At 34.0% G+C, this 15129-nt stretch carries 12 protein-coding genes; 2 read left to right on the forward strand and 10 right to left on the reverse strand.

Annotated elements, in window-relative coordinates:
* Positions 1-218: 218 nt before the first annotated feature.
* The 3 genes from AC1RRN_RS00005 to AC1RRN_RS00015 form a co-directional block, all read right to left on the reverse strand.
* On the reverse strand, positions 219-1535 hold the full coding sequence (locus tag AC1RRN_RS00005) for an ammonium transporter (RefSeq protein ID WP_492965280.1): 1317 nt from the start codon (positions 1533-1535) through the stop codon (positions 219-221).
* A 338-nt stretch (positions 1536-1873) separates the two neighbouring features.
* A complete protein-coding gene (locus AC1RRN_RS00010) occupies positions 1874-3181 on the reverse strand; it encodes an amidohydrolase family protein (protein ID WP_492965281.1) in 1308 nt (435 codons plus the stop codon).
* Between the two features lie 37 nt (positions 3182-3218).
* Complete coding sequence (locus tag AC1RRN_RS00015; protein ID WP_492965282.1) at positions 3219-6218, reverse strand: amidohydrolase family protein; 3000 nt, start codon at positions 6216-6218, stop codon at positions 3219-3221.
* Positions 6219-6349: 131 nt separating this feature from the next.
* On the opposite strand from AC1RRN_RS00015, the gene AC1RRN_RS00020 reads away from it, so the two are divergent.
* The gene (locus tag AC1RRN_RS00020) at positions 6350-7324 is read left to right on the forward strand and encodes a Gfo/Idh/MocA family protein (protein WP_492965283.1); all 975 of its coding nucleotides are present in this window, start codon (positions 6350-6352) and stop codon (positions 7322-7324) included.
* Positions 7325-7401: 77 nt separating this feature from the next.
* A complete protein-coding gene (locus tag AC1RRN_RS00025) occupies positions 7402-8937 on the forward strand; it encodes a YifB family Mg chelatase-like AAA ATPase (RefSeq protein ID WP_492965284.1) in 1536 nt (511 codons plus the stop codon).
* Between the two features lie 221 nt (positions 8938-9158).
* On the opposite strand, the gene abc-f is transcribed toward AC1RRN_RS00025, so the two are convergent.
* The 7 genes from abc-f to AC1RRN_RS00060 all read right to left on the reverse strand — a co-directional run bounded on the left by abc-f (position 9159) and on the right by AC1RRN_RS00060 (position 15086).
* Positions 9159-10754 (reverse strand): ribosomal protection-like ABC-F family protein, encoded by a 1596-nt coding sequence (abc-f, locus tag AC1RRN_RS00030; protein ID WP_492965285.1) that lies wholly within the window; start codon positions 10752-10754, stop codon positions 9159-9161.
* A gap of 178 nt (positions 10755-10932) precedes the next feature.
* Positions 10933-11613 carry a GNAT family N-acetyltransferase gene (locus AC1RRN_RS00035; protein WP_492965286.1) on the reverse strand — a complete coding sequence of 227 codons (681 nt, stop codon included), beginning with the start codon at positions 11611-11613 and terminating at the stop codon, positions 10933-10935.
* Positions 11614-11737: 124 nt separating this feature from the next.
* A complete protein-coding gene (locus AC1RRN_RS00040) occupies positions 11738-12241 on the reverse strand; it encodes an SRPBCC family protein (RefSeq protein WP_492965287.1) in 504 nt (167 codons plus the stop codon).
* Entirely contained in the window at positions 12231-12557 is a 327-nt protein-coding gene (locus AC1RRN_RS00045) for an ArsR/SmtB family transcription factor (RefSeq protein WP_492965288.1), read from the reverse strand. The genes AC1RRN_RS00040 and AC1RRN_RS00045 overlap by 11 nt, the downstream gene beginning before the upstream one ends.
* Positions 12558-12672: 115 nt before the next feature.
* On the reverse strand, positions 12673-13062 hold the full coding sequence (locus AC1RRN_RS00050; protein WP_492965289.1) for a VOC family protein: 390 nt from the start codon (positions 13060-13062) through the stop codon (positions 12673-12675).
* A 186-nt stretch (positions 13063-13248) separates the two neighbouring features.
* Positions 13249-14052: a hypothetical protein gene (locus tag AC1RRN_RS00055; protein ID WP_492965290.1), complete on the reverse strand. Its 804-nt coding sequence runs from the start codon at positions 14050-14052 to the stop codon at positions 13249-13251.
* A 566-nt stretch (positions 14053-14618) separates the two neighbouring features.
* On the reverse strand, positions 14619-15086 hold the full coding sequence (locus tag AC1RRN_RS00060) for a DUF1572 family protein (RefSeq protein ID WP_492965291.1): 468 nt from the start codon (positions 15084-15086) through the stop codon (positions 14619-14621).
* Between the last annotated feature and the right edge of the window lie 43 nt (positions 15087-15129).

Consider the following 15129-nt stretch of genomic DNA (forward strand, 5'->3'; position numbering starts at 1 on the left):
AGTAAAGAGTAAAGAGTAAAGAGTAAAGAGTAAAGAGTAAAGAGTAAAGAGTAAAGAGTAAAGAGTAAAGAGTAAAGTAATATAGAATGAGGAAAGTAGGAATCTAAAATCTACAATCTGAAATCTAAAATAATTGGGGAAAGTTAATTCAAACAAAAAGCACTCTAAGTAAAACCTAGAGTGCTTTTTTATGATTGGGCAAATCGGAAATTAAATTCTTATAGGTATTCTCCGTGTTGAGAAATATCTAATCCTAATTCTTCTTTTTCTTCAGTAACTCTTAGAGGAGTAATTTTATTTACAATAAAGAATAAAGCATAAGAAGCTACGAATGCGAAGATAGAAACGATTACTAAAGCAATTAATTGGTTGATGAACAAAGTTGGAGTTCCGAAAATCAAACCTTGATTGTCACCAACTACCGGGTTAACAGCTTTTGAAGCAAAAACTCCAGTTAACAACATACCTACCATACCACCAACACCGTGACAAGCAAAAACATCTAAAGCATCATCAATTTTTCCTTTAGGGAATTTACTTACTACAAGGTTACTTACGATTGCAGCAAAAGCCCCAATGAAAATTGCGTGAGGAATGCTTACGAAACCAGCAGCAGGAGTAATAGCTACAAGACCTACAACAGCTCCAATACAAGCTCCAAGTGCAGATAATTTGTGTCCTAATATTTTATCAAGGAAAACCCATGCCATTGCAGCAGCAGCAGCAGCTACAGTTGTAGTTCCTAAAGCTTGTACAGCTAAACCATTTGATCCTAAAGCAGAACCTGCGTTGAAACCAAACCATCCAAACCATAATAAACCAGTTCCTAATAAAACGTAAGTGATTCTTGCAGGGTTAACTTTTTGAACTTTTCTTTTTCCAAGAAAGATTGCTCCGGCTAATGCAGCCCAACCAGCGCTCATGTGTACTACAGTTCCTCCAGCGAAGTCTAATACTCCCATTTTGAAGAAAACTCCATCAGGATGCCAGGTCATGTGTGCTAACGGCGCATATATAATTAAGATAAATAAAACCATGAATAATAAATAAGCCCAGAAACGTACACGCTCTGCAAAAGCACCTGTAATTAACGCTGGTGTAATGATGGCAAATTTTGCTTGAAATAATGCGAATAACATAAAAGGAATTGTAGGGGCAAGACTCCAGGCAGTATTTGTGCCAACACCCTGAAAGAATAAATTAGAAGTTGGATCTCCAATGATTCCTCCAATAGTAGGACCAAATGCTAAACCAAAAGCAACAACAACCCATAAAATAGTAACAATTACCATTGCCATGAAACTTTGAAGCATGGTACTGATAACGTTTTTCTTACCTACCATACCTCCGTAGAAAAATCCTAAACCTGGTGTCATTAGCAATACAAAGGCAGTTGCTACGATCATCCAAGCTGTATCTCCGGTATCAAACTTTACAGCTTCTGCTGGAATTGGGTTGTCTGATAAGATGAAATTTGATACAAAAGTCAGTACCAAAATAGTGATAAGAATCACACTTAAAATAATTTTTCGCATAGTTATTTAGTTTTAAATTTTTTATAAAAATATAAAATCATTCGACACCCCTATCAAAAATAGAGTCTAATGTTTAATTTTTGTTAATTTTTAAATTTAACCCCCTATATTTTATGTGTATTTGTTAAAATGAACTTAAATTTTACAATTTATTAATCTGAAACTTGAAATATGTAGGTTTTTTCAACTTTGTTAACAAAAAACAATGAAAATAATTCTAATTTTAAGAGTAATTCTATTCAAATATTTACAAAAACAGTCAAATCGTTTCATTTTTAAATAAAAAAGGCATCAAATGAAAATTTCAAGTGATGCCTTTTTTATAAAAAGAATTTAGATTACTTCTGTCCGTACTTCGCTTTGAATTTGTCGTTCAGTTTGCTTTGAAATGTTTCTAAATTAATAGTTCTTCCCTGAATGAAGGCAGTTGTTAGTTTATTTGTTCTCATATCTAATGCATCACCTTCAGAAATAAATAAAGTAGCATCTTTACCTGATTCTAAAGTTCCACAACTTGCATCAATACCTAATAGTTTAGCTGTGTTTAAAGTAATTAATTGTACTGCTACTTCTTTATCTAAACCAAAGGCAGCGCAAGTTCCAGCCAGGAAAGGAAGGTTTCTCACGCTCATACGTTCGTGATCTCCACTGTTTTCAAGTCCAACCAAAATACCTTTATCTGTTAGTATTTTTGCCATTTTGTACGGTAAATTTACATCTTCATCAGCGCTTGTTGGCATATCGTGTACACGTCTTAATAATACACCAACATTGTATTTTTGTAAAACTTCTGCTGATTTATAAGCTTCAAATCCACCAACAATGACAATTTTTTTGATTTGATGATCTGCTGCAAGCTGAATTGCATCTACAATTTGCTTTTCTTCATCAGCATGAATATAAAGCGTTTGCGTTCCGTCAAACAAACCTTTTGTAGCTTCTAAAACAATGTTTCTTTCTTTAGCAGTACTTTGATTGTATGCTTTTGAATTTATAAGGAAGGCATTTACTTCCTCAACTTGTTTAGCATAATCTTTATTAGCCTCAATAACTCCAGGTTCAAACCATGATCCTGATGTTTTAAAACCGGATGGAAAATTAAGATGAATTCCGTCATTTTCTTTCAAAATAGCATCTTTCCAGCTCCAGGCATCTAATTGTACAATAGAAGATGTTCCTGAAATTCTTCCTCCGCGTGGCGTAACCTGAGCCATCAAAACACCATTTGGACGAACCGTTTCTACTACTTTCGATTCTGAATTATAAGCAACGATACTTCTCACATTCGGATTAAAAGTTCCAATTTCCTGCTCATCATTTGATGATTTCACAGCATCAATTTCTACTAAACCTAAAGTAGTGTTTGCGGCAATAAATCCGGGATAAACATGTTTTCCTGTAGCGTCAATAGTTGTATCGTAAGCATCAGCAGCAAGTCTGATAGTGGAGGCATCGGCTACTAAAGTAAGTTTTCCGTCCTTAAATCCAATAGCACTGTTTTGAATCACTTTTCCGTTCCCTAAGTGTGCCGTGCCATTTAAAATCAAAACCGATTTGCTTTGTTTTGGTGCCGGGATTTGCTGAGCATTTATTTGTACAGAAGCACAAAACAAGAGCAGCAATTTATATATGTTTCTATTTATCATGTTGTCTTTTTTTATCATTATGAATTTTCTAAAGTTCTTATAACTGTTCTAAAGTATCACAGTGATATTCTTTTTTCTCTTTTCTGGTTGGTTGTTGCGTTGCGTTTCCTTTATTCTTTTCCTGCAACATTTGTCCAATCAATTCACTTCTTTCTTTAGTAATGGCCAATTGTTTTTGAGCATCTTTTTCGATATCAAAATAAACAACACCTTCAATAATTGTTTTTTCAGCTTTAGCATAAATAGAAAGTGGATTTTCACTCCAAAGTACAACATCGGCATCTTTACCTACTTTTAAACTTCCTACTTTATCATCGATATGTAAAAGTTTAGCCGGGTTAAGGGTTACAAATTTCCATGCATCTTCTTCAGAAATATTTCCGTATTTAACTGCTTTTGCAGCTTCCTGGTTTAATCTGCGTGACATTTCAGCATCATCAGAGTTATAAGCAACTACCACTCCTGCATTGTGCATAATTGGTCCGTTAAACGGAATCGCATCGTTAACCTCAAATTTATAAGCCCACCAATCAGAGAAAGTTGAAGCTCCAACGCCATGTTCTTTCATTTTATCAGCTACTTTATAACCTTCCAAAATGTGTGTGAAAGTATTTACTCGGAAATTAAATTTCTCAGCAACATTCATCAAATTTAAAATTTCAGACTCCACATAAGAGTGACAAGTAATGAAACGTTCTTTGTTTAAAATTTCAGCAAGCGTTTGCAGTTCTAAATCCACTCTTGGCGCTTTTCCTTTTTTATTTCCTGCATTGAATTTTTTCCAGCTTTCGTCATACTCTTTGGCAAGTTGAAAATAATCTGTAAAGACTTGTTCAACTCCCATTCTTGTTTGTGGAAAACGAGTTGGATTGTCAATGTTCCAATTGGCTTGTTTTACGTTTTCACCTAAAGCAAATTTGATAAACTTCGGTTGATTTTTGTATAACATTTCATCTGGAGAAGAACCCCATTTCCATTTTACGATAGCAGAGCGACCTCCAATTGGATTCGCAGATCCGTGTAATAATTGCGAAATGGTTACACCACCTGCTAAATCTCTATATATATTAATGTCTTCAGAGTTGACAACATCCTGAATCGTAACTTCTGCAGTTGAATTGTGACCGCTTTCGTTCACCCCTTTAGAAATCGCAATATGTGAGTGCTCATCGATAATTCCACTGGTAATGTGTTTTCCTTTGGCATCAATAACAGTCGCGCCGGCATCAGAAAGGTTTTTACCAACTGCAGCAATTTTTCCGTTTTTGATTAAAACATCGGTTTCAGTTAAGATTCCGTCTTTTTCATTCGTCCAAACCGTAGCATTTTTAAATAATAAGGTTTGAGCAGTTTGTTTTTTAGTATCACCAAACGCAACGTTTGGATACGTTACCGGAATAATTGGGTTTGGTTTTTCTACTTTAGATGAATCTTTTGCCATAACAAACGGACTGGTTTTTACAGCTTTCCAAGCCAATTCATCTCCGTTTGATAAAACCGCTTTTCCAGATAAAGCATCTGTTTTTTCAATAAATCCGGTTAAACGTGTATAATTAGATTTGATCGTATCTGCAGGTTTGATAACCAATGAAATCCAGTTTTTAGCAATAGAAAAAGTGCTTTTTACTTTTTTGGCATCAACAGTTGTTACTTCTGATTTTTGAGCATCAGCAGTTCCGTCAATTTTCCATTTATAGGTATCTTTTCCAACCGTTAAGTCATAATTTCCACGAATATCTTTGGCATTAAGATCGTTTACAATAAATTTAGATCCTTGCACCCAGTTTTCATATAAAACCGTTTTCTCGTCAAAAACTTCACCAGAAGTAATGATAAAGTTAGCATAAGTACCCACTTTCAAACTTCCAACCTCATCGCTTTTTCCTAAAATAGCAGCCGGAACTGTAGTCAGAGCTTCTAAAGCTTTCGTTTTATCAAAACCTAATTTTATTGCTTTTAGAAGATTTGGTTTAAAATCCTCAATCTTTTTCAATTTGTCTGTCGTCAGCGCAAAAACAATTCCGTTATCTGAAAGTACTTTTAGGTTCGTTGGTGCCTGATTCCAGAAACGCATGTCAGCCAATTCGATTTGGTTGGATAAATACGGATTTGAAACATCATAAGCTTCAGGGAAACTTATCGAAATAATGAATTTAGCATTTGTAGCTTTAATTTCTTCAATTCTTTCAAATTCATTTCCGCTTCCTTTTAAAACATAGTTTAAACCAAATTCTTTTGCGATTTTGGCAGCTCTTAAACTGTTTAATTTATCTTCAGAAGCAAATATCTGAACCAGTTTTTCATTGTTTGCCAAAGCTTCTAATGATAAATCTTTGGTTTCAGAATTTCCTTTTTTGTACCAGTCTAAATCTAAATACATCTGACGCAACAAAGCCATCATACCCATCAAAGAACTTGGATAAGCCTGATTGGTTAAAGCACTTTTTGTAAATGCAAAATGATTGGTTAGTTTATTTGCGATGATTTGTTTGCTGTTGTCTTCATTGTTCAGGGCAACCAAAGCTCCGGTTCCTTGCGCAATTCCGTCTGGAAGATGAGTTCCAACAACTCCAAAACCAGCTTTCAATAATTCATCTGCTTTTGGTTGGTCATATTTAAAAGTTTCGTAAACGTTGATTTCCGGACGAACACTTTCATTCCAGTAGTAACCAACTCTTTTGGTATCGTACAACGGGTTGCGATTACGTCCCGGAGTGATATTTGCTTTTGGTTTTTCAATTCCAAAACTGGTATAAATATCAATAAAAGAAGGGTAAATTGTTTTTCCGGCTAAATCTATAGTAATAGCATTTTTCGGAATTGAAACGGCGTTTCCAACCGCAACAACTTTACCGTCCTGAATCAGTAAGGTTCCTTTTTCGATTTTTTGAGTTGGAGTAACATAAATGGTGGCATTAGTAAAAACAGTGTAATTCTTGCTTTTGTTGTGCACACTTTCATTAACAGGGAAGTATTCTTGAGCATACGTTTTTGTTAAAAAAACACTCAAAAAGAGTAGGAGTAGGGCTTTTTTCATATGTAATTTGGTAAATTTTTGCTAAAAATATGAAATATATGTTATAACCGTTTCGTTTTTGTTACTCTTTTTTTCTCTATTTTAGTAAGCTGGTTAGTTAACCTTTTGATTAGAAGTGTAAATAGAACATTATGAAAAATAAAGATCGAATAAATTGGGGAATTATTGGTTTAGGAAACATAGCAAATCAATTTGCCTCCGATTTATTATTGATAGAAGAGGCTAATTTAGTTGCAGTGGCTTCAAGAAATTTTGATAAGGCCAATGATTTCGCGAAACAATACAATTGCCCAAAAGCATATGATTCTTATGAAGCTTTATTTGCCGATGATGAAGTTGATATTGTTTATATCGCAACGCCACATGATTCTCATGCCGAATTATCAATTAAAGCATTAGAAAAAGGAAAACATGTTTTATGCGAAAAGCCACTTTCACTTTCTTATAAAGATGCGGTTCGTATGACTGAAGCTTCTAAAAAGTACAATAGATTTTTCATGGAGGCTTTCTGGACGCGTTTTATTCCGTCAGTAAAAGAAGTTTTAGAAAAAGCGAACCAGGGAATAATTGGTGATGTAAACTACTTAAAAGCCGATTTTAATTTTTATGCAGATAAAAAACAAGGAGGAAGACTTTTTGACGAAAAGCTTGGAGGAGGAGCGCTGTACGATATTGGCGTTTATCCCTTATTTCTCTCTTATATCATGCTCGGATTTCCAAAAGAAATTATCGCAAAATCGGTTCATAATAAAAACGGAATTGATTTGCAGACTTCCATGATTTTAAATTATGAAAAGGCACAGGCGATTTTACACGCTTCAATAAATTCTGAGTCAGATATGAAAGCTGTTATCGGAGGATCGCAAGGACATATTCAACTTAATGCTCCGTGGTATGTTGCCGACGGATATTCAATTGTAAAAGATAATCAGGAGGAAGTGTTTAGTCTACCAAATCTTGGTAGAGGATATGCGCATGAAGCGATCGAATGTCATAATTGTATTCGAAATAGCCAAATTGAAAGTAAGCTTTGGTCGCATCAGAATAGTTTGGATCTGAGTAAGATTGTGGAGGAAATTAAGATTCAAATTAACTTACCTTTTTAAATTATATTTTTTGTAGTAAAATAGTTACAATATAATTATTTTCATTAGATTTAAAAACATTTAATGAATTTGAAATTATGTTAGTAAAAGTTTACGGAAGTGCTGTTTTTGGAGTAGAAGCAACCACCATTACCATTGAAGTTCATATGGACAAAGGTATTGGTTTACACTTAGTTGGTTTACCAGATAGTGCCATTAAGGAAAGCAGTTTCAGAATTGCAGCCGCCCTTAAAAATAACGGATTAAATTTTCCAGGAAAGAAAATAACCATTAATATGGCGCCAGCCGATCTGCGAAAAGAAGGTTCTGCATACGATTTGCCTTTGGCAATGGGAATATTAGTAGGCTCAGATCAGATAAAAGCACCCGAAATAGAAGAATATATTATAATGGGCGAACTTTCTTTAGACGGAAGTTTACAGCCTATTCGTGGAGCATTGCCTATTGCTATAAAAGCCAAAGAAGAAGGTTATAAAGGTTTTTTTCTCCCAATTCAAAATGTGAAAGAAGCTGCAATCGTTGCTGGTTTAGATGTTTACGGCGTCACCAATTTACAGGAAGTAATTAGCTTTTTTAACGGAAAAGGAGATCTTAAACCCACAGTTATTGACACGAGAGCTGAATTTTATAAAACCTTAGATTTTCCTGAATTCGATTTTTCAGATGTTCGTGGTCAGGAAAGTATCAAACGTTGCATGGAAATTGCTGCAGCCGGAGGTCATAACATTATTTTGATTGGCCCGCCGGGTGCAGGAAAAACAATGCTGGCTAAAAGAGTTCCAAGTATTTTACCACCAATGACGTTACGTGAAGCCTTAGAAACGACTAAAATTCATAGCGTTGCCGGAAAATTAAAAGAAGTCGGATTGATGAATCAACGACCATTCCGTAGTCCGCATCACACTATTTCGAATGTTGCCTTAGTTGGAGGAGGAAGTTACCCGCAACCGGGCGAAATCTCGATGGCACATAATGGCGTTTTGTTTTTAGATGAATTACCGGAGTTTAAACGTGATGTTTTAGAAGTAATGCGTCAGCCGTTGGAAGATCGTGAAGTAACCATTTCTCGCGCCAAATTTACCGTAACTTATCCATCGTCGTTTATGTTGGTGGCAAGTATGAATCCGAGTCCGAGTGGGTTTTTCAACGATCCAAGCATGCCCAATACTTCTTCGCCTCACGAAATGCAACGTTATCTGAGCAAAATTTCCGGACCATTATTAGACAGAATCGACATTCATATCGAAGTTACGCCGGTACCATTCGAGAAACTGGCCGATGACCGAAAAGCAGAAAGCAGTGTCGAAATCAGAAAACGTGTCACCGCAGCCAGAGAAATCCAGACCAAACGATTTGAAGAAGTCGAAAACATACATTACAATGCACAAATGAGTAGTAAATTAATTCGCGAATATTGTTCACTCGACGATCAATCAAAAGAGTTACTAAAAACCGCTATGGAACGCCTGAACCTCTCAGCAAGAGCCTATGACAGAATCCTGAAAGTAGCCAGAACCATAGCCGACTTAGATGCTGCACCAACAATAATCTCCCAACACATAGCCGAAGCCATCCAATACAGAAGCCTGGATCGAGATGGATGGCTCGGATAAAATTGTGAATTGTGAATTATAAATTGTGAATTAAAATAAGTAGCAGAAGTATTCATTTTCAAAAGAACCTCCAGTCCCGCTGTCCACTATATCTTTTGTGCCGAACGCCGGCACAAAAGGATATCGTTCCCATCGGGGCTAAATGAGAGGTTTATTTTTCATAAATTTGTGCATAAAACTTAGCGAACTTAGCGTAACCCTTTGCGAACTTAGCGGTTAAATCAACGCTCAGAAAGTTCAAAAGTAAGCCCAATATTAATTTGCTCCAAAAAGACTTCATCATGCGAAACCACAATCAAAGTGCCCTGATATTCATTAATCGCAGCCGTAAGAATTTCAATATTCTGAATATCTAAGTTGTTCGTAGGTTCATCCAGAATAATAATATCCGGTGCTTGATTGTTAATCGTTAAGCAGCATAACATTAAACGCATCTTTTCACCGCCACTCAAAGTACTGCATGGTTTATCTAAATTATTTTGTGAAAACAAAAACCGATTCAGACGCATTCTGATATCGTGCTCCTGCAAACCAGAGACATTGAATTGTTGAGCCTGTTCATAAATCGTAAGTTGATTTCCGATTAACGAATAATCCTGATCGATATATACAATTTTGGCTTCGGCTTTATAAATACTTCCTTGCGTCGGAACTATTTTTCCAGTAATAATTTTGATTAAAGTTGTTTTTCCAGAACCGTTCGATCCTTTCAAAACAATACGGTCACCACTTAGAATTTGAAAGTTTAGATTTTTCTTCCAAAGTAATTCTTCATGATAACCAAAATTAATATTAGTAGCCGTAAACAATATTTTGCCTTTGTGTAATTCGGCATTATCAAAACCAAATTTCATTTTGTCAATCTCAGGTAAATCGGAGCGTAATTCTTGTAATTCTTTTGAAATACCTCCAATTTTTTCAGCGTGCATGTTTTTGGTTTTCGAAGTACTGTTCTCCGCATTATTGCGCAAAGTATTCATCATGATTCTGGATACGCCGGCTTTTTCCTGTTTCTTCTTTCCGCGAGAATCTAATTTTTGTTGGCGCTCCATTGTTTCGCGTTCCTTTTCTCTGGCTTTTCGCAATGCTTTTTCTTTACTATGAATATCCTGTTGCAAAGCGTTATTTTCTATTTGCTTTTGCTGCGTATAAAAATCATAATTTCCTCCATAAACCGTAATGCCATGTTTGCTTAATTCATAAACTGCATTTAAAAGATTTAATAATTTTCGATCATGGCTCACAATAATCAAAGTAGCCGAAGTGTTCTGAATAAAATTATACAACAATTTTCTGGCAGCCAAGTCCAAATGATTACTCGGTTCATCCAATAAAATAAGTTCAGGCTGATGAATCGAAAGTCCGGCAAGAAAAATTTTTGTCTTTTGTCCGCCACTTAAAGATTCCAGTTTTTGTGATAAATCTAAATCAGTTAATTGCCAATACTGTAGTGCTTCATTGCAACGCTCTTCAATAGTCCAGTCATCGTTTAGAATCTCCAGATTTTCTTCGGTTACATTTCCGTTCAGAATTTCTTTGAACGCATTTAGTTTATCTTCAATTTGCAAAGCTTGTGCAATAGTAAAATGATTGAATTGTCCGAAAATCTGAGGTACATAATAAGGTTTTGCATTGGTTTTAATCCAACCGTCAGAAGCTTGTAATTCACCTGCAATTATTTTTAAAAGCGTAGATTTTCCCGCACCATTGTTACCAATCAAGGCAATTTTTTCTTGTTGATTGGCAGTAAAAGTAATTCTATCGAATAGCAAATCTCTATTCGTATGTAGATATGAAATGTTTTGTAAAATAAGCATAATTTCTTTCTTTTGGGAATAAACAAATAAGCAAACTGTTTTGCAGTTGCTTTTATAATTGTCTGAAAGAAATTTTATTTCACATAGAATTTTCTAATTGGTTTGTGCTTGCAAAGATATAAAAATATTCTTTTTAACGCTATTTCATTATTTCTGCAGAGTTATGCTGTGCCTTATTTTATGTGGAAATATTCCAAAAGCTTATTTTTCGCCTGGTGATAAAACCTAGTTTTTTGTACAATGCAATAGCACCGGTATTATATTCTGTAACATGCAAAAACGGAATTTTACCCTGATCAAAAATAGCATTTACAACATGCGTAATTAGTTGTTTGGCATAACCTTTTCCGGTATGATCAGGATGTGTAATTATAGCGCTTAGTTCAGTAAAAGCATTCATTTTCATGCGTTCTCCGGTAACAGCAATAAGCTGATTTTCTTTAAAGATTCCGTAATAATCTCCAAGTAAAATGGTTTTGTTTTTAAAATAACCGGGTTGGACTAAATTTACTAAATCGCATAAAATTTCATTATGTTCTGAAGTCAACTTAACAATTTCTGATTCGATTGGAAGTTGAATTTTTTCATTAATTACCATTTGCAAACAAACCAATTCTTTTGTAATTTTTAAAGTATCAGCTATTTCAGGTTTTTCACCCACAATAAAGAAATTATCAGTTAAAGCCGAATATTCTTTGGTTGCAATTGCAGTATTATCCAGATTTGTAAAACTTCCAAAGGGACAATAATCAGGATTATAGAATTTAATATTTCCATAATCGATAGCGAATTCCTGATGGTTTTCTGATAACGAATACCAAACCGGATTATCTAGTTTATTTTCTTCTGAAATTGTCATTGAAATGTTTTTCAAAATTAAGTAGAGAAGTGAATTATGAAATATAAAAGTAAGAATTTAAAATAACGGAATAAAAAATCCCGCTTCATTAAAGCGGGATTCCATAAAATATCGATAATAAAACTTACTTCGTTCTGGCAGCAAAAATTTCGTCTAAACCTTCCATAGCAATGGTAAAACCTTCTTTGAAACCCATTTCTATGATTTTTTCCAAATCAGAAAGGTTTTCATGTTTAATTGCAATATCAACAATAGTAGAATTGCCTTGTTCAGAGAAATTTACATTCCAGTCAGAACGCGGAAAATCTTTGTTTAAGTTGCCTTCGCTATCGCTGAAAGCATCCAGATATTTAAAATTTGTTTTTGGCGTTATCGATGTAAAATCGGCAATAGCCCAATGTTCTTCGCCCTGAGGTCCAACCATGGCGTACAGTCTTCGTCCGCCTTCTTTAAAATCCATACTTTTTGTTCTGGCTTTCCATGGTGTTGGCGCCCACCATTGGTCTAATATTTCTGGTTCTGTCCAGGCCGACCAAACATTGTCAAGTGAGGCATTAAATTCACGTTTTACGTTTACCGTGCTGTTCTCTTTGTCTACGGTAAAATTCATCAATAGATTAGATTTCATCTTCTTTAGATTTTAGATTCATTAATACTTGATCTAATTGACTGAAGCGGCTTTCCCAAATTTCTTTAAACTGCTCTAGCCATTTGTCAATTTCTTTCATTTTATCAATTTTCAGTTGGTAATAGATTTCTCTTCCGATTTTTTTTTCGGCTAATAATTCACATTCATTGAGAATTTTAATGTGTTTAGAAACGGCTTGTCTTGTCGTATTAAATTGCTCCGCAATGGCATTTGGTGTCAGTGCGTTTGTAGCAACCAATACTAAAATTGCTCTTCGGGTCGGATCGGCAATGGCCTGGAAAATATCTCTTTTCATTTTGAATTATTTAAATACGCAACTAATTGGTTGCAAATATAAGCAACTTTTTAGTTGCGCAAAATGTTTTTGTGATTTTTTTAGAGAATTTTTTAAATTAGGGCTTCGCGTAGTTTTATGTAGGCCAGTATAACACATTAAATTTGTGGCCATCAGGATCTGAGAATCCAAAGAAATAACCTTTTTCAAAGCTTTGAGGTTCAGCAAAAATTCTTCCGCCAGCATTTTTAACCGCCAGTAGCCGTTGATGTACTTCATCTACACTTTCAGCTGAAAGCGAAAATATAATTTCATTACCCTGCTTTAAGTCGGCTGCTTCATCATTTACAGCCCATTTAAATCTTTCTTTTATAAAAAAATGAATTATAAAATTATCGTCTCCAAAACAAAAACTAGTCAGTTCTTCATTTGTACCGTTTGGTTTAAAACCCAATTCGCTATAAAATTTGGTTGTTCTCGCCAGGTCGTCCACGGCTAAATTGGCCCATATCTTTTTAGTTTTCATAAGATTCTTTTTAAAAAATTAGAACTTTATTCTCACTATTAAATAATAGTTGTGTAATAAAATTACGAAATTTAAATTTAAAAAATACAGGAATGAAAACGTATTGCTGTGCGTCTGTGAATTAAAATGACGATAAAAGAGCTTTCTTTTTGAGAATTAGTACAACGTATAAAAACAACTAGGAAATTATCCAGCCATTTTGATGTCTTTTATTATTTTTTCAATTCTCAAATAGTCACCTTTATTAACGTATTTTAATGATTTGATTAGTAAGCTGTCTTCGATTATTTCAATTTCAAGATCTCTTTCTGTATCAAGTAACTGCAATGTTTTTACTAACGGAATCATTTTGGTTGATTTCTTTAAAACGAAAGTTTCAAAATGATTTAATTCTATCAAATCATCATTTCGTACCCTATCTGCAAGAGTTTCAAATTTTGTTTTATCTCTTAAATAAATATGGCCATCTAAGCTCATATCGTTAACCCAAAACATAATTTGCGATTCGCTATAACCATTTTCATGTTGGTTGTTATTGTACGTAACGCGAGGAAAAAAGACAAAATCTTTACCCTCATTAAAACTATAAGAACCCGAATAAGACCAATCATCATATTTAGATAATATCTTAGTTTGCTCCAAAAATTCTACCTCAGAATTGGTTAGTTTAGTAAACTTATAACCGCTATTTTTCAGGAAATTTGCGAGTTCTTCAATTTCTTTTTCTTTCCCTCTGTAATATTGCTCAAGCTCTTCTTTCGGCTTAATCCTGTTTAGATTATCGTGTGCTATCCAACTTCCTGATTCGGCTTCTTCCAGCGTCAATTTGATTCCGGTTTCAGGATCATAAATAAATTCATCGGCTAAACTTTCCTTTAATTTTCGTTCATCTTCTTTTTCTTTTTCAGTTTTTGAGAAGAAAAATTTATAAGCTAAACTAATCATAATAACAGCAACAATAAAGTAAAATACAATTTCTCCAAATTTCATATCTAATGGTTTTTATTGGTTTAAAACGGCTTTTAATTATTGATTTGGGGAGAAATAACGGAATTGCTTTATAATTTAGGGTTTTGAATTTATGTTTTTGATTAAATGAATTTACTTTACAAATCAGCTGATTTTTTTCAATATTTTGAACAGAAGAAATGTTAATTATTAGAATTAAAATAACATATCTATAACTTCATTAAATTGTATTTAGATATGCACAATCACAAATAATCTTTTTGGTATTACTAAAATACGAAAATAATATTTACAAAAGTCCGTTGAATGGTAATTTTTTTTAACAATTGTTTATCTTTTTTAATATAATTGGAATATTTAGATTAAGAAGCAGAAGTTTTTCGTTTTCAAAACAACGACTTGTCCCGCTGTCCGCTAAATCTTTTGTGTCCGCCGTGGCGGACACAAAAGGATACCGCTTCCATCGGGGCTAGATTAGAAGTTTAATTTTTATAAGAAGGTTAGTTTAATTATGGAAACCCACAGTACTGCGTATAACGTGTAGTAGATAAATGGATGTTTAATATATTGAAATTATGCTTTCAAATTTAATCGGTCAATATCTTTTTAATCAATACAATTTGACCTAAATGATAATAACTATGTTCAATCATAGCCTCAATATTTCTTTTATAAGTTCCGTATTTTTCTTCAACAAAAACCTGATCCAGTTTTTCATCTTGCATTTGCTCAATCAAAGAAGCAAATTCTTCAGTGTCACTCCAGAATTGCGTTAAAAAAGCCTCCCATTTTTCCTGAGAATCGATCTCAGGAAAGTCAAAACTAAATTTGTCTTTTATATCAAGAGTTCCGCCTTTAAAAACATTATTTATTCCCTTAATATAATAATGAATGTGTTGCGCCAAAACCGAAATGGTATTGAGGTTTTTTACCGGAGTAGTGGCAATTTTCCAATCTAAATTTTCTAGTTGATCTTTATAATTGGTATTAGCAACCCAGGTTCCGTTTAAAATAATTTCTCTAAAACGGCTAGCTATTTCTTCTGTGCTTTTCATATTAAAAAAAATGAAAAGTAAATTTAATAAAAAAGATGCACCG

The sequence above is a fragment of the Flavobacterium sp. GW821-FHT11G01 genome (assembly GCF_058808175.1).

Coding starts and splice junctions, on each gene's coding strand:
- AC1RRN_RS00005 (WP_492965280.1), bottom strand. CDS start 1,535: ATGCGAAAAATTATTTTAAGTGTGATTCTTATCACTATTTTGGTACTG.
- AC1RRN_RS00010 (WP_492965281.1), bottom strand. CDS start 3,181: ATGATAAATAGAAACATATATAAATTGCTGCTCTTGTTTTGTGCTTCT.
- AC1RRN_RS00015 (WP_492965282.1), bottom strand. CDS start 6,218: ATGAAAAAAGCCCTACTCCTACTCTTTTTGAGTGTTTTTTTAACAAAA.
- AC1RRN_RS00020 (WP_492965283.1), top strand. CDS start 6,350: ATGAAAAATAAAGATCGAATAAATTGGGGAATTATTGGTTTAGGAAAC.
- AC1RRN_RS00025 (WP_492965284.1), top strand. CDS start 7,402: ATGTTAGTAAAAGTTTACGGAAGTGCTGTTTTTGGAGTAGAAGCAACC.
- abc-f (WP_492965285.1), bottom strand. CDS start 10,754: ATGCTTATTTTACAAAACATTTCATATCTACATACGAATAGAGATTTG.
- AC1RRN_RS00035 (WP_492965286.1), bottom strand. CDS start 11,613: ATGACAATTTCAGAAGAAAATAAACTAGATAATCCGGTTTGGTATTCG.
- AC1RRN_RS00040 (WP_492965287.1), bottom strand. CDS start 12,241: ATGAAATCTAATCTATTGATGAATTTTACCGTAGACAAAGAGAACAGC.
- AC1RRN_RS00045 (WP_492965288.1), bottom strand. CDS start 12,557: ATGAAAAGAGATATTTTCCAGGCCATTGCCGATCCGACCCGAAGAGCA.
- AC1RRN_RS00050 (WP_492965289.1), bottom strand. CDS start 13,062: ATGAAAACTAAAAAGATATGGGCCAATTTAGCCGTGGACGACCTGGCG.
- AC1RRN_RS00055 (WP_492965290.1), bottom strand. CDS start 14,052: ATGAAATTTGGAGAAATTGTATTTTACTTTATTGTTGCTGTTATTATG.
- AC1RRN_RS00060 (WP_492965291.1), bottom strand. CDS start 15,086: ATGAAAAGCACAGAAGAAATAGCTAGCCGTTTTAGAGAAATTATTTTA.